Consider the following 17,573-nt stretch of genomic DNA (forward strand, 5'->3'; position numbering starts at 1 on the left):
GTCCCCGTGTACAGTTTTCGGACTCGTACCTGCTAACTGTGTGATCGTTCGCGGAGTATTTGTGCCCGCATCGTTTACGAGTAGTCGATGAGTGGCTCTGCCGATGACCCGCCGTCGCCCGACCGACTGGCCGGTGTGTTCTCGGTCTCGTCAGTGCGGCGGGGAGACGGCACCGTTCAGTATATTGGCGACCCGCTAGTGTCACCAGCCGCCGTCACTGAGCAGCTCAGGCCGGTGTTCCGACAGCAGGGCTACGACGTTCGGCTTGAAGAACTCGGCCCCGAATCGGCTGTGACGGCTGCCACGACGAGCAATGGTGGCACTGCTGTCGTCAGCCCCGGAGGCGATGACCCCACCGGCTCCGGTGGGCCGCTGGGCGCGCGCCGGAACCAGTACGCGTTGATCGCGGAACCCATCGACAGCGATTCCGGCGTCCCGTGGCTCAACATCGGGCTTCTGCTGGCGACCATCGCCTCGACGCTGTACGTCGGCGCGAGTGCCTGGTACTACATCCCGGTCGCTGAGACCCCATTTCGCATCTTCGAGGCCTGGCCGTTCGTCGTGGCGATGCTTGGCGTGCTCGGCATCCACGAACTGGGCCACTACGCCGCGGCCCGCTACCACGGCGTCGACGTGACGCTCCCGTATTTCATCCCGTTCCCGTCGTATCTCGGCACGATGGGGGCGGTCATCAACATCCGCGGCCGCATCCCCGACCGCACGGCGCTGTTCGACATCGGCGTCGCCGGGCCGCTGGCTGGCCTTGTCGCGACAACAGTCGTCACGGTCATCGGCCTCTCGATAGATCCGATTACGGTCCCGGAACGCGTGGCAAACAGCGACACCGGCGTCATCATCACATTCAATTACCCGCTCCTGTTTCAGGCGCTGGAAGCGCTGGTGAACGCGCTGGGGCTCGGGACCGAGGTCGGCCCCGGCGAGTCGGTCCATCCGATCGTGTTCGCCGGCTGGGCCGGGATGTTCTTTACCTTCCTGAATCTCCTCCCCGTCGGGCAACTCGACGGCGGCCACATCGTGCGGTCCATCGTCGGACAGCGCCAGGAGACTGTCGCCGCCGCAGTGCCCGGTGCACTGTTTGCACTCGCCGGCTACCTGTATTTCACCCGCGACCCGCCGCCGGTCGGCTTCGGCGTCTGGGGTCTGTGGGTGTTCTGGGGCCTGTTCGCTACCGGACTCGCGTATGCGGGTCCCGCCAGACCGACCGTGGACACGACGCTGGACCGACGGCGGACGCTGCTGGGGCTGTTTACGTTCCTGCTTGGGCTGGCCTGTTTCACGCCGGTTCCGTTCGAGATCAGCGCGATCTGACCGGTCGCTCGCGTCGCTGACGGCACGCTCTCAGTGTGAATACCCTTGATCTGGAAGCGGCTCGCCGTCGAGCGTGACGCCGCGCTCGGTGGCCGTACCGATCCGGTGAAGCGGGCACGGCACGGCCTGTTTGGCCTCGGGAACATCTGACTCGGGCAGCGTACACACCAGCTCGAAGTCCTCGCCGAAGAACACACCGAACTCCCTGCGCTCCTGTTCAGTTTCCGCGAGCGTGCCGGCCTGTGCGTCTATCGGCAGTGGCTCCTCGATAGCGAAGCCACAGCCGCTGGCCTCGGCTAACTGGTGGAGCGAGCGGGCCAGCCCGTCGCTCGAATCCATCATCGCCGTGGCGTGCGGTCGGAGCGCGACGCCAGCGCGTACGCGCGGCTCGAACCGGAAGAGGTCGTTCGCCCGGCCAGCCTCGCCCCGGTCGAACAGTTCGAGGGCGGCGGCTGAGCGACCGAGCGTGCCAGTGACACAGACCGCGTCGCCCGGCGTCGCGCCCGAGCGCCGGACTGGGGCAGCCGCGGAGCCGATGGCTGTCGTCGCGACGGTAAACTCGTCGTGGCTGTCCAGGTCGCCACCGACGTACTCTGCGCCGACCGCGTGACACACGTCCTGTGCGCCGTCGATGAACGCGCCGAGTTCGTCCCCCTCGAACGTCGGCGCGCCGTACGCGGCCACCGCGGCGGTCGCGTCGGCCCCCATGGCGGCCACGTCCGACAGCGAGGCCGCGACGGCTCGCCAGCCAGCCGTGTAGCGGGTCGTCCCCGCCGGGAAGTCCGTCCGCTCGTGGAGCATGTCGGTCGTGATGACCTGGTCGTCCACGACGGCGCAGTCGTCGCCCGCGTCGGGAAGCCGGTCGGCGAGGTCGGCGAGTGCAGCCCGCTCGTCCATACCCCGTCGTCGAGTTCCCGGGGCAAAACCCCCGTGGATATCCCTCGGCGAGACAGGGTCGGTGGGTTGAAATCGGAGACTGCCAATCCCATCCACATGGATGGGAACCGGATGGCGACTGTCGTCGGGTTCGCGGCAGCGCTCGCCGTCCTCGCGGGGCTGGTGTGGCTTGTCGGCATCGACGAGACGGTGGACGCGCTCGCGACAGCGGACCCGGCGGCGCTGCTCGCCGTCGCAGGCATCGCCATACTGTGGCTCGTCTCGTGGGGGTTAGCGCTGTGGACGGTCCTGCAGGCGCTGGGTGCATCGATGGCACCACACACTGCCGTGCTTGTGTTCGTCGCCGCCGTGTTCTCGAACAACGTCACGCCCTTTGGCCAGGCCGGCGGCGAGCCGCTGAGCGCGCTGTTGATTTCGACGGCCGCCGACTCCGAGTACGAGACCGGGCTGGCGGCTATCGCCACTGTCGATACGGTCCACTTCCTGCCGTCGGTCGGGTACGCCATCGTCGGCTTCACGTTCGTCGCCGCCGGTGCGGTCCAGTTGACCCGTAACCTGGCGTTTGCCGCCGGTGCTGTCGCGGTACTCGCGGTCGGCATCCCCATCGCCGCCGTTCTGGGCTGGCGACACCGGGACCGCATTCAGGCGGCGGTCGTTCGCGGTGTCGCACCCGCCTTCGCCGCGCTGTCGAGCGTCGTGCCCCGATGGTCACCGCCGTCCGCCGAAAACATCGAGGCGCGAATCGAGGGGTTCTTTTCGGCCATCGAGCGCATTGCGACCGACCGCCGGACGGTCCTCCAGACCTTCGGGCTCTCGGCGTTTGGCTGGGTCTGCCTGTCGGCGTCGCTGTGGACGTCACTGTACGCCGTTGGGGTATCGGTCCCAGTCGAAGTTGTCCTGCTTGTCGTCCCCGTCGGCAGCATCGCCAGCGTCGTCCCGCTCCCCGGTGGGTCCGGCGCTATCGAGACGGTGCTCGTGACGCTGCTCGTCTCGACGGCCCCGGTTTCGGCCGCACTCGCTACCTCTGCAGTACTGATCCACCGCGTCGGAAGCTACCTGTTGCCGACAATTATCGGCGGCGGCGTCGCCGCTGCACTCAGCGTAGACCAGGCGACTTCGCTTGAGGAGTGATTGCCGCGGTTCGTGGTATGAGCATCGCTGTCCTACGGGCGAGTGAACGGTTCACGCCCGCCGACTGCGAACGACGCGTTTAAATGACGGCGACGGAAAGCATTCTGCAATGGCTACACTCTACGACGTTCCCCCCGAGGAACTCATCGAGGCACTCACGGAGACGCTCGCAGACGAAGACGACATCGAAGCGCCGGACTGGGCCGAATACACGAAGACTGGCGTCGACCGCGAACTCCCACCCGAGCAGGAGGACTTCTGGGCCCGACGCGCAGCTAGCCTCCTCCGGAAAGTTGCCGTCGACGGCCCTGTGGGCGTCAACGCCCTCCGCTCCGAGTACGGCACCTCGAAGCAGGGGACGACCCGCTACCGCGTCCGCCCCCACCAGAAGACCAAGGGCTCGGGCAACATCATCCGGACGGCGCTCCAGCAGCTCGAAGACGCCGGCTACGTCGAGACCAGCGAGAACGACGGCCGCCGCGTCACCGGCGAGGGTCGCAGCCTCCTTGACGACACCGCAGGCGACCTCCTGACCGAACTCGACCGTCCGGAACTCGAACGCTACGCGTAACTGACGTCCTTCTGGCTATTTTGCACCTGTCCCGTAGTCCCTGCTCCGAAATCGTTTTCCGACCGACCCCAGTATTTTTACACAACTATGAGTGGCGACCCCAGCGAGGAAGAACTCGAAGAGCTCCGGAAAAAGAAGATGGAGCAGCTCAAGGAACAGCAGGGCGGCGAGAGCGAGGGGCAGGAGGCCGCACAACAGCAGGCCGAAGCCCAGAAGCAGGCGGTTCTCAAGCAGAACCTCACGGACGGCGCTCGCAAACGGCTCAACACGGTCAAGATGTCCAAGCCGCAGGTCGGCGAACAGATAGAACAGCAGGTCGTCGCGCTGGCCCGCAGCGGCCGTGTGCAGGGGCAGATAGACGAAGACCAGATGAAGGAACTCCTCTCGGAGCTGACGCCCGACTCCAAGAGCTTCGACATCAAGCGCCGGTAGATGCGCTGTGCCCTGTTGTACAGCGGCGGCAAGGACTCGACGCTGGCGGCGCTCTTGCTCGACCCTTTTTACGACGTGACGCTCGTCAGCGGTTCGTTCGGCATCTGCGACACCGACCCCGCTCGGGAGAGCGCGTCGGCCGCCGGCTTCGATCACGTGACCGTCGAACTGGACTTGGACGTGGCTCACGACGCTGCCGAGCGGATCCACGACGACGGCTACCCGCGAAATGGTATCCAGCAGGTCCACGAACACGCCGTCGAAACCGTCGCCAGCGGTGACTGGCTCACCGATGCTGATGGTATCGACACAGTTGCTGCCGTGGCTGACGGCACCCGCCGCGACGACCGGGTGCCGACGGTGGACCGCCCGCTCGCCCAGAGCGTCGAGGACCGCTTCGACGTGGACTACCTTGCGCCGCTTGCGGGCATCGGCCGCGGCGCTATCGACGCGATGGCCGCAGACAAGCTCATCGTCGAGAGCGGCCCCAGCGCGGAGGTTCCGAAGGCAGACTACGAAGTCGAACTCCGCGCACTCCTGCGGGAGCGCTACGGCGAGGGTGCCGTGGCCGACGTGTTCCCCGAGCACACGCAGTCGCGCGTCAAGGGTCTGCGGTAGCCGTTGGCCCCTCTAGGTACCCGCCCGGTCAGGCGATATCTCGCGTGGTATCCACGCTGATGCGGTCTGTGAGGTCGAGACAGATCGGCTCGGTGAGCGCTCGTCCCCCGCGGAACTTCGGAATATAGAGCCTGTTTTCGATGGCGTCGTCGCGTCGCTTCGTTTCGAGATCGAGCACGATGTCGCTCGTGTACTCCGTCCGGTGGCGCTGAGACGGCGTCCTGCCGTGTTTGAGCGCGTACAGGACTGCGATGCTACCGGTCTGTGTGAGTCTGGCCTGCAGCGTTTCGAGGAAGGCCCGATACTCCCCCGTATCGGCGCGTTCGAGTGGCTCAACCGGATCGATGACGAGAAGCGCTCCGTCGGTGAGCTCCTCGGCGTGCGCAAGCGCATCACTGACCGGGGCCTCCCGGTCTAATTGACTGACCGCGAGGTCGTCGTAGGTTTCTCTCCGCGACCGCAGCGCTGACGTGACCGTCGTAGGTGCCTGTTCGCCGGAGAGATACACCGTCTCCTGTCGGGCGACGAACTCGGAGAGAAACAGCTCCGCCTGGCTCGCCGGCTCAGCGAGCAGCGTGACGAGGCTTCCAGTCGGAATGCCGCCGTTGAGCTTTCGGTCCAGCGCCCGGACACCCATCTCGAATCGCTGTGTCACTGTCTCACCCCGCGCCGCGTCCATCGAGCCGCTGCCCATCCCATACGATATCTCTCGGTGGAGGCGACCTTTGTTGTCGCCTCTCTAATACGGGCCGTGTCTCACCTAGTCTGTCTCTACCTCTCTTACCGCCAGCGTGCACTGGCTACGCCGCCTGTGATAGAGAGGGGGCTGGCAAACGCAGTAATGGGCACACCGTAGCGAGTCGCTACCCGTCCCTCATCTGTGGTTCTGGTCAGCGTGAACGAACAGGTTCAAGCGCGCCCTCGCTGTAGGCGCGGGTATGTACGACTCCGTCAAGGGCTTTCGCGATTTCTACCCCGAGGAGATGCAGGCTCGGCGCTGGGCCATGGACACGCTGGAAGACGTCGCACGGCGGTACGGCTTCCGGGAGATCGCTACGCCGGCGCTGGAACCGACAGAGATGTACGTCGACAAGAGCGGCGAGGAGATTGTCGAGGAGCTGTACAGCTTCGAGGACAAGGGCGGACGCGAGGTAGCTCTGACGCCGGAGCTGACGCCGACCGTCGCGCGGATGTTCGTCGCCAAGCAACAGGAGCTGTCCAAGCCAATCAAGTGGGTGTCGACGCGACCGTTCTGGCGCTACGAGGAGCCCCAGCAGGGCCGGTTCCGGGAGTTCTACCAGACCAACGTCGACATCTTCGGGTCGTCGGAGCCGACGGCCGACGCCGAAATTCTGGCCGTCGCCGTGGACATGCTCACCGACCTCGGGCTCACGGGAGAGGACTTCGAGATTCGCGTCTCCCACCGGGACATCCTCTCGGGCGTGCTGGAATCGTTCGGGGCCGATGTGGACGTGCCCGAAGCGATTCGCGCGGTCGACAAGCGGGCGAAAGTCGACCACGACGAGTACCTCGACGCGCTCGTTGAGGCGGGACTCAACTACGGCCAGGCCGACAAGTTCGACGAGATGCTCCAGATTGACGCCGAGGAAATCGAAACGCTCGCGGACCTCACCGGCTCCGAGGATGTCCGCGCGGCGACTGACAACCTCCAGGCAGTGCTCGATGCGGCCGAGGACTTCGGCGTCCGTGAGTACCTCACCGTCTCGCTGACGACCGCGCGCGGGCTGGATTACTACACCGGTATCGTCTTCGAGTGCTTCGACTCGACGGGCGAAGTGTCACGCTCAGTGTTCGGCGGTGGCCGCTACGACGACCTCATCGAGGGCTTCGGCGGCCAGCCGACGCCGGCCGTCGGGTTCGCGCCCGGCCACGCCACGCTCCAACTCCTCTGCCAGCGGGCCGGCGTCTGGCCAGCCGAGGAGCTATCGACGGACTACTACGTCCTGCAGGTCGGCGACACGCGTCCGACCGCAGCCCGCATCGCCCGTGACCTGCGCGAGCAGGGCCACGTCGTCGAGAGCGACGTTGCCGACCGCTCGTTCGGTGCGCAGATGGGTTACGCCGACGGCATTAACGCCGAGACGGTCGTCATCGTCGGCGAGCAGGACCTCGAAAACGACGAGGTGACGCTCAAGGAGATGGACGACGGCGAGCAGGTCAGCGTCCCGCTCTCCGAGTTCCCGGGCGACCACGACCGGCCGACGTTCGATGACTTCGCGGAGTAACGCGGCCAAGCGGCAGGCAAACGACAGTAGCTTTTTGCGACCGCCGTGTTGATTGTGCGACATGCAGCTCCCCTCCATCGCCCTTCCGAGGTGGAAGCTTGTCGCGACCATCGTAATCGTTTCGACGGGCATCAGCATGCTCGCAGCCGTTGTCGGACTCGGCAACATACTTGCACCGGCCTCGATTATCCTCGGCTGGTTTATTCTGGCTCCGCTCGTCGGCCTTCTGGGATCGAAACTACCGATGGTTGAGCCGCCAGAGGGTGAGCCAGAGACGGACGATGGCGACACGACCATCCCCTCGGAATCAGCGGTGGACCCGGTTGACCAGCTCCGGGAGCGGTACGCTCGCGGCGAACTAACCGACAGCGAGTTCGAGCGACGGCTCGACCGGCTGCTGGAAACCGAACCTCTCTCAGCGAACAGCGGAACCGAAAACAAGGCCCGTGAAACTGACAGGGAAGTATCCCTCGAAACCGAGTGACGGCATCAGGGTCTACTGCCACGTACCACTATCCCTGCGTGTGGCTGTCCGTGAGTGGTCCAGTCAGAGCGCCCGTTCCATCTCCATCTCCACGCGTTCTTTGGCAATCGTCTCGAAGCCGACCGACTCGTACAGCGCCCGGGCGACGTGGTTCGTGTTCGAGACGGAGAGCCAGACGCGGTCGAGCCCGTTCTCCTGTCCGTAGCCAAGGAGGACACGGATGAGCCGCGAGCCGATGCCAGCGTGCTGGTAGTCCGGATGGACGAAAATCGCCAGTTCCGAGGTGTCCTGATACGGGACGAGGACAGCGTGGCCGACGGCGCGACCCTCGTGCCAGACAACGACGTTCAGGCCGTCTCCGACAAGGTTCGGTAGCCAGTCGCGGATGTCCGCTTCCGTCCGGGGTGGGACGCCCTGTGACCGGGAGTCGGGCCCGAAGTCAACATACATCTCCACCAGCGGGTCGATGGCGCCGTCATAGGCCTCGATTGTCACCGTCCGCCCGTCGTGGTCGGTGAACGTTTCGGGCGGGCGGGGGAAGTCGTGATCCGCCGCAGCGGCGTTGGACATACCCCATGCTTCGTTCTCAGCATGCCTAAGTTCGTCTATCCTTCCCAGCGACTGAGATTCGGGTGAGACAAGTGGCTCGCAGTCGACAAATCGGTATGCGCGCCTATCGCGTGGCCTACGACGGTCGACCGTATCACGGGTTTCAACGCCAGCCCGATGTCGACACCGTCGAGGGTCGACTGCGCTCGGCGCTCGTTCGCCTCGGTGTCTGTGAGCGCGGCGGAGAGCTACCCGAACGGTACGCGGCCGCCGGCCGGACTGATGCTGGCGTCTCTGCGCGGGCACAGACCGTCGCCTTCGACGCCCCGTCGTGGCTCTCGCCGGCGGCGTTCAACGGCGAACTCCCGGACGACATTCGCGTGTGGGCAAGCGCTGACGTTCGCGACGACTTTCACGCGACCCACGACCCCGCTGAGCGCAGCTACACCTACTACCTGTACGCACCGACGGACGCCGACCGGCCCGGACACGACCCAGTCGACGACCAGCGGTGGGCCCACGCTGTCGATGCGCTCGCCGGGACACACGACTTTCACAACCTCACGTCCGACGACACCGGCACTGAGCGGACCGTGGACATCGACTGGCACCGGGACGGCCGGTTCCTCATCGTCCGCTTTACCGCCGGTGGGTTCTGCCGCCAGCTGGTCCGTCGCCTCGTCTCGCTCGCGGCGGCTGTCGCGGACGGCTCGGCCCCGCTGTCGAAGGTCGACCGCATCCTCTCGCCCGACCCCGTCGACGGCCCCGACGGCGTCCCGCCGTCCCCGCCCGAACCGCTCGTACTTTCGGACGTGTGCTACCCGGAGGTGACGTTCACCCGGGACGAGGACGCTGCCGCGGACGCACGAGCGGTCTTCGCGCGTCGGCGCGCGACCGCTCGAACAACTGCACGAGTCGCCGACCACATCACTGACGGACTGTAGCTCCCCGCCGCTGAAACGAAGGCTTACTTCGACCCCGCTCCAAGGGCGGGCTATGAGTTCGGTACCCGCACGGAGCGACATCGACGAGGCGTACAAGTGGGACCTCGAATCCCTCTACGCCAGCGACGAGGACTGGGAAGCCGCCTACGAAGAAGCGGAGGAACTAATCGAAGATCTGTCGGCCTACGAGGGGCGGGCCACCGAGGACGCCGCCACCCTGCTGAAGACCCTGGAAACCTACGAGGAACTGATGCGGACGGTGTCGAACGTCGCCGCCTACGCCCGGATGCGCAAGGACGAGGACACGACGGACGACACCTACCAGGCCCTGACCGCCCGCTCGCAGTCGCTGTCTTCGGAGGCCAGTTCTGCGGCCTCGTTCCTCGACCCGGAACTGCAGGACTTGGACTACGACGACATCGAGGCGATGATCGACGCGGAGCCGGCGCTGGAACCCTACGAGCACTACTTCGACGACGTGCTCCGGATGAAAGACCACACCCGCTCGGCCGAGGTCGAGAACCTGCTCGCGGAACTGGGCGAGGTCACCGGCGCGCCCGGCGAGGTGTACAACATGCTCGCCAACGCCGACATGGAGTTCCCGACCGTCGAAGACCCGGACGGCGACCAGCAGCCGATCACGCTCAACAACTTCACGACGCTGCAGAAACACCCCGACCGCGAGTTCCGCCAGCGTGTCTACGAGGCATTCTACGACGAGTGGGAGACCGTCCGCAATGCCGTCGGCACGGCCTACAAGAACGCCGTCAAGACCGACGTGAAGATGGCCAACGCCCGCAACTACGACACCGCCCGCGAGGCCGCGCTGGACGGCCCGAACGTCCCTGTCGAGGTGTACGACACGCTTGTCGACACCGTCCACGATAATCTCGATACGCTCCACCGCCACGCCGACCTCAAGCGAGAGTCTATCGGTGCGGATGAGCTTCGGATGTGGGACCTCTACGTCCCGCTCGTCCAAGAAGAATCGCCTGAAATCGAGTACGAACAGGCCTGTGAGTACGTCACCGAGGCCGTCGCGCCGCTGGGCGATGAGTACCAGTCGCGGCTGGCCGAAGGACTGGACTCGCGGTGGGTCGACGTCTACGAGACCGAGCACAAGCAGTCCGGCGCGTACTCCGGGGGCACCTACGACTCCCAGCCGTTCATCCTGATGAACTATCAGGACGACGTGGAGTCGATGTACACGCTGGCCCACGAACTCGGTCACTCGATGCATTCGGAGTACACCAGCGAGGAGCAGCCCTTCGTCTACTCCGGCTACGAGATCTTCGTCGCCGAGGTTGCCTCGACGGTCAACGAGACACTGCTGACCCACCATCTGCTGGACACCGTTGCGGACGAACGCCTGCGTCGCCACATCCTCAACGAGTATCTCGAACGGTTCCGCTCCACTCTCTATCGGCAGACGATGTTCGCCGAGTTCGAGCACCGAACCCACGAGATGTCCGAGGCCGGCGAGCCGCTGACGCCTGACCGACTGGACGACCTCTACCGGGAGCTGAAAGGCGACTACTATGAGCCCGCGGCGCTCGACGACCGCATCGCCCGCGAGTGGATGCGTATCCCACACTTCTACCGGGCGTTCTACGTCTACCAGTACGCGACGGGCATCTCGGCGGCCGTCGCGCTTGTCGACGGGATCCTCGATGAAGGCGAACCCGCTGCCCAGCGGTACATCGACTTCCTCCGGAGCGGCTCGCGGCAGTACCCGCTGGAACTGCTTCGCGATGCTGGCGTCGACATGGCCAGTCCCGACCCGGTCGAGTCCGCGCTCTCGACGTACAGCGACTATCTCGACGAGTTCGCCGAGCTGTTGTAGGGCGACCAGCGGCGACTCGCTGCCTGCCCGCCTGTTCGAGCCACCAGTCTCACTGACCGCTACAGCCCCGCCTCGACACGGATAACTGTTTCACCCCCCCCTGTGACCCGAAGGCACTTTGTGTCTCAACCGTATAGTACCGACCATCCAAATGTCGCGCAGTCCCTCGCTTCCGGAACGACCACGGTTGGAACTTGATCCCGATATGACGCCCGACGAGCGTCTGGAGGCACTCCGGGAACATTTCAAAGAAATAGTACAGGTCAACGAACAGCTGACTGAACAGCTTGACGCCGCCCGTGACCGGCAGCACGACCTCACGGACGAGGTCGACCAGCTGGAACGGGAAAACGAGACGCTCAAGACCTCCTCGCTGTACATCGCGACAGCCGAGGAGCTGACCGACGACGGCGTCGTCGTCAAACAGCACGGCAACAATCAGGAAGTGCTGACGGAAGTCTCGCCGTCTATCCGCGACGGGCTGGAGGCCGGCGACCGCGTCGCCATCAACGACTCCTTCGGCGTCAAGCAGATTCTCGACCCCGAGACCGACGCCCGTGCGCAGGCGATGCAGGTCGATGGCTCCCCCGACGTGAGCTACTCGGACATCGGCGGCCTCGAAGAGCAGATCCGCGAGGTCCGGGAAGCCGTCGAGGAGCCGCTGGTCAACGCCGACCAGTTCCGCGAGGTCGGCATCGAGCCGCCGAGTGGCGTCCTGCTGCACGGCCCGCCCGGCACCGGGAAGACGATGCTGGCGAAGGCTGTCGCCAACGAGACCGACGCGACGTTCATCAAGATGGCCGGCTCCGAACTGGTCCGGAAGTTCATCGGCGAGGGAGCGCGACTGGTCCGGGACCTGTTCGAACTCGCCGCCGAGCGCGAACCGGCTATCATCTTCATCGACGAGATAGACGCTATCGCGGCCAAGCGAACGGAGTCGAAGACCTCCGGCGACGCCGAGGTCCAGCGGACGATGATGCAACTGCTTTCGGAGATGGACGGCTTCGACGAGCGCGGCGAAATCCGCATCATCGCCGCGACGAACCGCTTTGACATGCTCGACCGCGCCATCCTCCGCCCCGGCCGCTTCGACCGCCTCATCGAGGTCCCCAACCCCGACCGCGAGGGCCGCGAGCGCATCCTCGAAATCCACACCGAGGAGATGAACCTCGACGACGACGTGGACCTGGGCGCGTTTGCCACCGAGACCGACGGGCTCTCCGGCGCGGAACTGGCCTCGCTGGCGACCGAGGCCGGGATGTTCGCTATCCGCGACGGCCGGACCACCGTCCAGCAGTCCGACCTCCACGACGCCCTAGAGAAAATCGAAGCCGACGACGACGCAAGCAGCGTGCCGGTCGCGTTCGCCTAACCACCTTTTTCAGCGTCGGGTCGCCTTTGGCGACCACTCCTTGAAAAACGTGGGCGAAAAAGGCCGGTCGCTCGCTCCGCTCGCAGCCGGGGAAACCGGGGCCGTTGGCCGCGGTATGCCAACCGGGCGATGCTATCTCTCTTACTCTGTAGCAGTTTCGCCCTCTCGCTGGACCTGCTTGCGCTGCTCGTGCTCCCACTCCACCAGCCCTTGCTCCCACGCGATTTAAGCCACCCCGCCCGGTATCGGTGTCCGTGACAGAGCGCGCACGGACGCGACGGGCGTTTCTGGGGACGCTCGCGGCGACGATGGCCGGGTCGATTGCGGGGTGCCAGTCACAGTTCAATCCGCTCGCGTCGACGGCTCTAGACGAACGCGCCGCCACGCAGTTCCGGCAGGGACTCCTGAACCAGGGGTATCAGGACGCGTCGATTCCGGACGCTGTCGAGCGGGCCTGGGAACTGCCGGCCAATCGCGGGGACCACACCGCGGCAAAGGGAAGTCCCGCGCCGGCACCGACCGGCGACCTGATTCTGGCAGACGACACCGGCCGCGTGCGGGCCATTGCACCGGACGGTGAAGTCCAGTGGTCGACGACGATTACGCAGGCAACGCGCGGGAGCCACGGCACGCCCGCCATCGCCAACGACACCGTCTACATCGGGGCCTACGACGGCGCGCTGTCGGCGCTGGACCTCGAAACCGGAAAGCGGCGCTGGCGGACGGAACTGGGCGACGCTATCGGTGCGAGTCCGACCTACTACAACGGATCGCTGTACGTCGCCGTCGAACACGCCGCCCCGAGCGGCAGCGTTGTCGCTGTCAACGCTGCGACCGGTGATGTGCAGTGGCGAGACAGTCGGCCGACCGACCACCCCCACTCGACGGTAGCGCTGGACCGCGAACACGCCCGCCTGTTGTTTGGATCGAACGACGGCTATTGTTACGCCTGGTCGTTTCCGGCCCTCGAACGGGTCTGGCGGTACAACACTGGCGGCGATGTGAAAGCCCCTATCGCGGTCGCTGACGGGACCGCTATCGTACCATCGTGGGCCGAGACCGTCACCGCCATCGACGTGACCGACGGCTCGGAACTGTGGACCTTCGAGGCCGACGCCGACGTGATGTGTGCGCCGGCGGTCGACGACGGCACCGTCTACGTCGGCAGTCACGACGATCGGGTGTACGCAATCGACCTCGACAGCGGCGAGGAGCAGTGGCGCTACGACACCGGCGGCTGGATTATCGGGAGCACCGTCGCCACCCGGAACCACGTGCTCGTCGGGTCCTACGACGGCCGACTGTACGCACTGGAGCAGGACTCGGGTGCAGTGGCCTGGACCACGGACAACCGCGGCCACGTGACGAGTGCGCCGCTGGTGACCGCTGATGGCATCTACTACGCGGAGCGTGCCGTCGAGGGCGACCCGGACCGGCCGGGGATGTGTTACCGCCTCGTCCCGACGTAGCGAAGCGAAACCCCTTACCCCGCGGACCGTCGACAGTCGGCTATGAGCACCATCCGGGTCGTGTGGGGGACTGCGACCGGCCCGACCGCGCTGGCCGCGTACGACGCGGCACTCGCCGAGGCGGGCGTCCACAATTACAACCTCATCTCGCTCTCTTCTGTCATTCCTGCTGAGCCAGCTATCGAGGTGACTGGGACAGCACCGGACCTGGGGCCGCCCGGCGAGGCGCTAGAGGTCGTCCAGTCCTCGGCGACCGCGTCGCCGGGCGAGCGCGGGGCGGCGGGCGTCGGCTGGGCCCGGAGCGAGGACGGCCCGGGCATCTTCTACGAGGTCGACGGGACCAGCGAGGACGCAGTCCGGATGGAAATCCGCGAGGGGCTGGCCGCCGGTCGGGACCTCCGTGACTGGGAGTTCGTCGAGGAAAACGTGTACGTCGAGTCGGCGTCCGACGACGCCGAGTACGCCAGTGCCGTCGTGCTCGCCACCTACGGCGAGAGCCACCCGGTCGTGTGAGCCGCCCGCGACCGGACCCGGACAGCCCTGTGCCGGACCCTGGGTTTTTAGTCTTCCCCCGCATAGAGACAGAGAACGTTCATGTACGGCAATACGTCGTTTGGTGGGGAAACGGAAGAAGTAACGCTGACCGCGGAACAGCGCGAGGAACTCCGACGGGACCTCTCGAGCGTCGCCGCCCGGACCCGCGAACTCCTGCCCGGCGAGTTCGTCGTCGGTTCGGAAATCAGCAACAGCACGACGGGGCCGCGGGCCACAATTGCGGTCCAGCCCCCGGTCGGATCGGTCGTCAGCGCCGACTACACGCCCGAGGACCCAGAGAGCGCGAGCATCTCCGACGCCGAGCGCGACGACCTGGCCCAGGGTATCGCCGCCTCCGCCGCACTGCAGGTAAAGCAAGTGATGGGCGACGACACGTCGCCGACGGCACAGTAGCGCCGCTTCAGTTCTCTTCGACGCGCCGCGAGCAGACCGTCAGGCGCGACCGCCGCTGGCGACTGGCGGATTGTAAAACAGCGCATAGCCGATGGAGCCGGTCGCCGGGAGACTGCCGGCACTCAGCGCCGTCACGAAGCTGATCGAGGTGACGACTGCGCCGAGCGACGCCAGCAGCATCGAGAGGGCGATGCTGGCAAGCACGAGGTCGGGCATCGACGGGGACCCAGGCATTCGTGTCTGTACAGAGACACGCCTCCTAATTAAATATTATTACTCGCGCAAAAGCGCACTGAGTATCGTCTACTTCCCCCAGAAGGGGTCGCGGTTCCGGTGTTTCTCCAGATACATCGACAGCGCCTCGCGCTCGTCGACAGAGATGTCTTCCTTGAGTTCCTGTTCGAGAATCTTCGCGTGCTTCTCCGGGATTTCGACCCAGAGGTCGTCGCCTTCCTCTATCTGGCGGCCGACGGTCGGCCCCTGAATCGAGACGGCCATGCGCTCGCCGGCGCGGGCCGAGTCGACGTCTTCGCCCTCGTCTTGAATCGTCTTGAGGGTCCCGACGCGGTTCGGCTCGCCGTCGTCCCACCTGACGACGTTGACGTTCCGGCGGAGTTCACCCGAGAGGATCTCGACGCCGACGACAGCGGGGTCGGACTGGCGGAAGGTGTGGTCCTGCAGAATCCGGAACTTCGCGGGACGGGTGATGTTGTCCAGAATCTGCTCTTGTTGGGCCTCCTCGATGGCAGTAACGTGGTCGTCGTAGGACTCGACGAGCTGGTAGATGACGTCGTCCTCGAACAGTTCCACGTCCTCCTGTTCGGCGAGGTCCCGCGCGTCGTCAAGCACCTCGACGCTGAACGCCAGAATCGCCTGGTTCGTCGGTTCGCCGGCTGTCTCGGCGACTCGCACGTCCCGCGGTGCGACCGCGCCGACCTCGGCCCGCATGACCGGGATTTCCTCCTCTTCGAGCGTACTGGAGAGGGCCTCCAGCGAGCCCAGCGTGTCGGCCTTGATAACGACGCCCTCCTCCTGTGTTGTCACCTCAATCTCGGCGAGTTCCTGCTCCACCTCGGCGATGACCTCGCTGCGGTCGCGGTCGCGGATGACGCGGATCGGCGCGCCGGCCATCGCGTCGTCGAGGTCCGGTGCGGCGATCTTGACGCCGTCGGCGGCCGCGACCTGCTCGACCTGTTCGAACTCCTGTTCGGTCCGGATTTCTTCGAGCGGTCGCGGACGGAGCAGGGCGCGTACGTCGGTGACGATTGGCCCCTGCAGTCCGCCGACGACGATGGTGTCGTCGTTGCGGATGGTCCCGTCGTAGATGATGGCGTCGAGCGTCGTTCCAAAGCCCTGGGTGTCTTTCACTTCGAGGACAGTCCCGACACCGGGGCCGGTAGTGTCGATTTCCATCTCCTCTTTCATGTACCGCTGGGACAGCCCCATCATCACCGTCAGCAGGTCGGGGATGCCCTCGCTGGTTTCAGCCGACACCGGCACGACGCCGATGTTGGCCTGAAAGTTCTGGACGCGCCAGTACATGTCTGCGGAGAAGCCGTTGTCCGAGAGTTCGCCGATGATCTCGTACAGTTTCTCGTTTAAGTCGGACTGGACGCGGTCGGACTGGGCGTCCATCGTCTGCTGGACCGGCTTGCCCTCGTTGGGGTTCCAGCCGGGGACGGTGTCGATCTTGTTCGCGGCGACGATGAACGGCGTCTGGGTTCGCTTGAGGATGTCAATGGCCTCCAGCGTCTGTGGCTGGAAGCCGTCGTTGACGTCCACGACGAGGATGGCGATGTCGGCGAGTGCGCCACCACGGGAGCGAAGCGTCGAGAAGGAGTGGTGGCCCGGCGTGTCGATGAACAGCAGGCCGGGCAGGTCGAAGTCCGTCGGGTCGACCAGATCGCCGGCGATTTCGGAAATCACGTTCAGCGGGACGGCGGTCGCGCCGATGTGCTGTGTGATCGCGCCCGATTCGCCGGCGGTGACGGCCGACCCCCGGATTTTGTCGAGCAGGCTCGTTTTCCCGTGGTCGACGTGGCCCAGAACGGCGACGATGGGCGTCCGCAGGGTGTCGTCGGTGGCTGTGGTGGGGTCCGTGTCAGACATAGATGGCTCCAGAAGTTGTCAGAACCGAGTCGTCGGTGGCAGTTAAGTTCGTCGTCATCAAACGCGCGCGACCGAACGTCGGGCTAAGCGGGCGTCACTCGGTTATAGTGAACGACCCCGTCATGCCGATGCTCTGGTGTGGGACACAGTGGTACTCGTACTCGCCAGGAACCGCGAAGGTGTAGGCGTACTCGTAGCCCGAACTGTACGTCTTTCCGTCGTCTCCGGGCGTCCCGGACCAGTCGCTCTCTTCCGGCGTCGCGGTCGGTTTGACGTTGTGGCCGCTGCCCTCCCACACCCACAGCACGGTGCTTCCGACTGGGACCTCGAAGGACACGGGCTCGAAGACAAAATCGCCCGGCGCGACGGCGACTTCTTGATCGGCGTCTATCGGCGTTTCCGTCGGTGTGGCTGTCGGTGTCTCGGTCTGTGTTTCGGTTGGAGTGGCGGTCTCCGTTGGTGTCGTAACCGAATCGGCCGATGTCGTCGCAGTACGGGTCGGTACTTGCGTAGCGGTGGCTGTCTCTGTCGGGGACGGCTCACCGCTGTCGCCACCACTGCAGCCCGCGATAGTCCCGGTGACGACGGCTGTGACCGCGCCGAGAAACTGACGCCTGCTCTGGTCCATGCG

19 protein-coding genes are annotated in these 17,573 nt (G+C 65.6%); 13 read left to right on the forward strand and 6 right to left on the reverse strand.

The window, feature by feature from the left end; all coding sequences use genetic code 11:
* Positions 1-87 precede the first annotated feature (87 nt).
* Complete coding sequence (locus tag BVU17_02020; protein AUG46354.1) at positions 88-1,329, forward strand: hypothetical protein; 1,242 nt, start codon at positions 88-90, stop codon at positions 1,327-1,329.
* A 30-nt stretch (positions 1,330-1,359) separates the two neighbouring features.
* Here BVU17_02020 and BVU17_02025 read toward each other — a convergent pair whose 3' ends face one another.
* Positions 1,360-2,226 (reverse strand): thiamine-phosphate kinase, encoded by an 867-nt coding sequence (locus BVU17_02025; protein ID AUG46355.1) that lies wholly within the window; start codon positions 2,224-2,226, stop codon positions 1,360-1,362.
* A 96-nt stretch (positions 2,227-2,322) separates the two neighbouring features.
* Here BVU17_02025 and BVU17_02030 point away from each other — a divergent pair, with 96 nt between their 5' ends.
* The 4 genes from BVU17_02030 to BVU17_02045 all read left to right on the forward strand — a co-directional run bounded on the left by BVU17_02030 (position 2,323) and on the right by BVU17_02045 (position 4,978).
* Positions 2,323-3,357 (forward strand): TIGR00374 family protein, encoded by a 1,035-nt coding sequence (locus tag BVU17_02030; GenBank protein ID AUG46356.1) that lies wholly within the window; start codon positions 2,323-2,325, stop codon positions 3,355-3,357.
* Positions 3,358-3,466: 109 nt separating this feature from the next.
* The gene (locus BVU17_02035) at positions 3,467-3,928 is read left to right on the forward strand and encodes a 30S ribosomal protein S19e (protein AUG46357.1); all 462 of its coding nucleotides are present in this window, start codon (positions 3,467-3,469) and stop codon (positions 3,926-3,928) included.
* An 87-nt stretch (positions 3,929-4,015) separates the two neighbouring features.
* Complete coding sequence (locus BVU17_02040; GenBank protein AUG46358.1) at positions 4,016-4,360, forward strand: DNA-binding protein; 345 nt, start codon at positions 4,016-4,018, stop codon at positions 4,358-4,360.
* Positions 4,361-4,978 (forward strand): alpha hydrolase, encoded by a 618-nt coding sequence (locus BVU17_02045; protein AUG46359.1) that lies wholly within the window; start codon positions 4,361-4,363, stop codon positions 4,976-4,978.
* 28 nt (positions 4,979-5,006) lie between these two features.
* On the opposite strand, the gene BVU17_02050 is transcribed toward BVU17_02045, so the two are convergent.
* Positions 5,007-5,672 carry a transcriptional regulator gene (locus tag BVU17_02050; protein ID AUG46360.1) on the reverse strand — a complete coding sequence of 222 codons (666 nt, stop codon included), beginning with the start codon at positions 5,670-5,672 and terminating at the stop codon, positions 5,007-5,009.
* Between the two features lie 244 nt (positions 5,673-5,916).
* Here BVU17_02050 and BVU17_02055 point away from each other — a divergent pair, with 244 nt between their 5' ends.
* Positions 5,917-7,224: a histidine--tRNA ligase gene (locus BVU17_02055; GenBank protein ID AUG46361.1), complete on the forward strand. Its 1,308-nt coding sequence runs from the start codon at positions 5,917-5,919 to the stop codon at positions 7,222-7,224.
* A gap of 61 nt (positions 7,225-7,285) precedes the next feature.
* Entirely contained in the window at positions 7,286-7,708 is a 423-nt protein-coding gene (locus BVU17_02060; GenBank protein ID AUG46362.1) for a hypothetical protein, read from the forward strand.
* A 63-nt stretch (positions 7,709-7,771) separates the two neighbouring features.
* Here the strand turns inward: BVU17_02060 and BVU17_02065 are convergent, their stop codons facing one another.
* Positions 7,772-8,278 (reverse strand): GNAT family N-acetyltransferase, encoded by a 507-nt coding sequence (locus tag BVU17_02065; GenBank protein ID AUG46363.1) that lies wholly within the window; start codon positions 8,276-8,278, stop codon positions 7,772-7,774.
* A 95-nt stretch (positions 8,279-8,373) separates the two neighbouring features.
* On the opposite strand from BVU17_02065, the gene BVU17_02070 reads away from it, so the two are divergent.
* The 6 genes from BVU17_02070 to BVU17_02095 all read left to right on the forward strand — a co-directional run bounded on the left by BVU17_02070 (position 8,374) and on the right by BVU17_02095 (position 14,833).
* Complete coding sequence (locus tag BVU17_02070; protein ID AUG46364.1) at positions 8,374-9,201, forward strand: tRNA pseudouridine(38-40) synthase TruA; 828 nt, start codon at positions 8,374-8,376, stop codon at positions 9,199-9,201.
* A 52-nt stretch (positions 9,202-9,253) separates the two neighbouring features.
* Positions 9,254-11,044 (forward strand): oligoendopeptidase F, encoded by a 1,791-nt coding sequence (locus BVU17_02075; GenBank protein AUG46365.1) that lies wholly within the window; start codon positions 9,254-9,256, stop codon positions 11,042-11,044.
* Between the two features lie 151 nt (positions 11,045-11,195).
* Positions 11,196-12,416: a peptidase gene (locus BVU17_02080; protein ID AUG46366.1), complete on the forward strand. Its 1,221-nt coding sequence runs from the start codon at positions 11,196-11,198 to the stop codon at positions 12,414-12,416.
* Between the two features lie 254 nt (positions 12,417-12,670).
* Positions 12,671-13,885, forward strand: coding sequence for a cell surface protein (locus BVU17_02085; GenBank protein ID AUG46367.1), 1,215 nt, complete (start codon positions 12,671-12,673; stop codon positions 13,883-13,885).
* A 42-nt stretch (positions 13,886-13,927) separates the two neighbouring features.
* Complete coding sequence (locus BVU17_02090; GenBank protein ID AUG46368.1) at positions 13,928-14,398, forward strand: pyruvoyl-dependent arginine decarboxylase; 471 nt, start codon at positions 13,928-13,930, stop codon at positions 14,396-14,398.
* Positions 14,399-14,479: 81 nt separating this feature from the next.
* Entirely contained in the window at positions 14,480-14,833 is a 354-nt protein-coding gene (locus tag BVU17_02095) for a hypothetical protein (GenBank protein ID AUG46369.1), read from the forward strand.
* Positions 14,834-14,872: 39 nt separating this feature from the next.
* On the opposite strand, the gene BVU17_02100 is transcribed toward BVU17_02095, so the two are convergent.
* The 3 genes from BVU17_02100 to BVU17_02110 form a co-directional block, all read right to left on the reverse strand.
* On the reverse strand, positions 14,873-15,067 hold the full coding sequence (locus BVU17_02100; protein ID AUG46370.1) for a hypothetical protein: 195 nt from the start codon (positions 15,065-15,067) through the stop codon (positions 14,873-14,875).
* 69 nt (positions 15,068-15,136) lie between these two features.
* On the reverse strand, positions 15,137-16,942 hold the full coding sequence (locus tag BVU17_02105; protein ID AUG46371.1) for a translation initiation factor IF-2: 1,806 nt from the start codon (positions 16,940-16,942) through the stop codon (positions 15,137-15,139).
* Positions 16,943-17,036: 94 nt separating this feature from the next.
* Positions 17,037-17,570, reverse strand: coding sequence for a halocyanin (locus tag BVU17_02110; GenBank protein ID AUG46372.1), 534 nt, complete (start codon positions 17,568-17,570; stop codon positions 17,037-17,039).
* Positions 17,571-17,573: the final 3 nt, after the last annotated feature.

Origin of the sequence: Haloarcula taiwanensis, from assembly GCA_002844335.1 — an archaeon.
Classification (GTDB): domain Archaea; phylum Halobacteriota; class Halobacteria; order Halobacteriales; family Haloarculaceae; genus Haloarcula; species Haloarcula taiwanensis.

Coding starts and splice junctions, on each gene's coding strand:
- BVU17_02020 (AUG46354.1), top strand. CDS start 88: ATGAGTGGCTCTGCCGATGACCCGCCGTCGCCCGACCGACTGGCCGGT.
- BVU17_02025 (AUG46355.1), bottom strand. CDS start 2,226: ATGGACGAGCGGGCTGCACTCGCCGACCTCGCCGACCGGCTTCCCGAC.
- BVU17_02030 (AUG46356.1), top strand. CDS start 2,323: ATGGATGGGAACCGGATGGCGACTGTCGTCGGGTTCGCGGCAGCGCTC.
- BVU17_02035 (AUG46357.1), top strand. CDS start 3,467: ATGGCTACACTCTACGACGTTCCCCCCGAGGAACTCATCGAGGCACTC.
- BVU17_02040 (AUG46358.1), top strand. CDS start 4,016: ATGAGTGGCGACCCCAGCGAGGAAGAACTCGAAGAGCTCCGGAAAAAG.
- BVU17_02045 (AUG46359.1), top strand. CDS start 4,361: ATGCGCTGTGCCCTGTTGTACAGCGGCGGCAAGGACTCGACGCTGGCG.
- BVU17_02050 (AUG46360.1), bottom strand. CDS start 5,672: ATGGGCAGCGGCTCGATGGACGCGGCGCGGGGTGAGACAGTGACACAG.
- BVU17_02055 (AUG46361.1), top strand. CDS start 5,917: ATGTACGACTCCGTCAAGGGCTTTCGCGATTTCTACCCCGAGGAGATG.
- BVU17_02060 (AUG46362.1), top strand. CDS start 7,286: ATGCAGCTCCCCTCCATCGCCCTTCCGAGGTGGAAGCTTGTCGCGACC.
- BVU17_02065 (AUG46363.1), bottom strand. CDS start 8,278: ATGTCCAACGCCGCTGCGGCGGATCACGACTTCCCCCGCCCGCCCGAA.
- BVU17_02070 (AUG46364.1), top strand. CDS start 8,374: ATGCGCGCCTATCGCGTGGCCTACGACGGTCGACCGTATCACGGGTTT.
- BVU17_02075 (AUG46365.1), top strand. CDS start 9,254: ATGAGTTCGGTACCCGCACGGAGCGACATCGACGAGGCGTACAAGTGG.
- BVU17_02080 (AUG46366.1), top strand. CDS start 11,196: ATGTCGCGCAGTCCCTCGCTTCCGGAACGACCACGGTTGGAACTTGAT.
- BVU17_02090 (AUG46368.1), top strand. CDS start 13,928: ATGAGCACCATCCGGGTCGTGTGGGGGACTGCGACCGGCCCGACCGCG.
- BVU17_02095 (AUG46369.1), top strand. CDS start 14,480: ATGTACGGCAATACGTCGTTTGGTGGGGAAACGGAAGAAGTAACGCTG.
- BVU17_02100 (AUG46370.1), bottom strand. CDS start 15,067: ATGCCTGGGTCCCCGTCGATGCCCGACCTCGTGCTTGCCAGCATCGCC.
- BVU17_02105 (AUG46371.1), bottom strand. CDS start 16,942: ATGTCTGACACGGACCCCACCACAGCCACCGACGACACCCTGCGGACG.
- BVU17_02110 (AUG46372.1), bottom strand. CDS start 17,570: ATGGACCAGAGCAGGCGTCAGTTTCTCGGCGCGGTCACAGCCGTCGTC.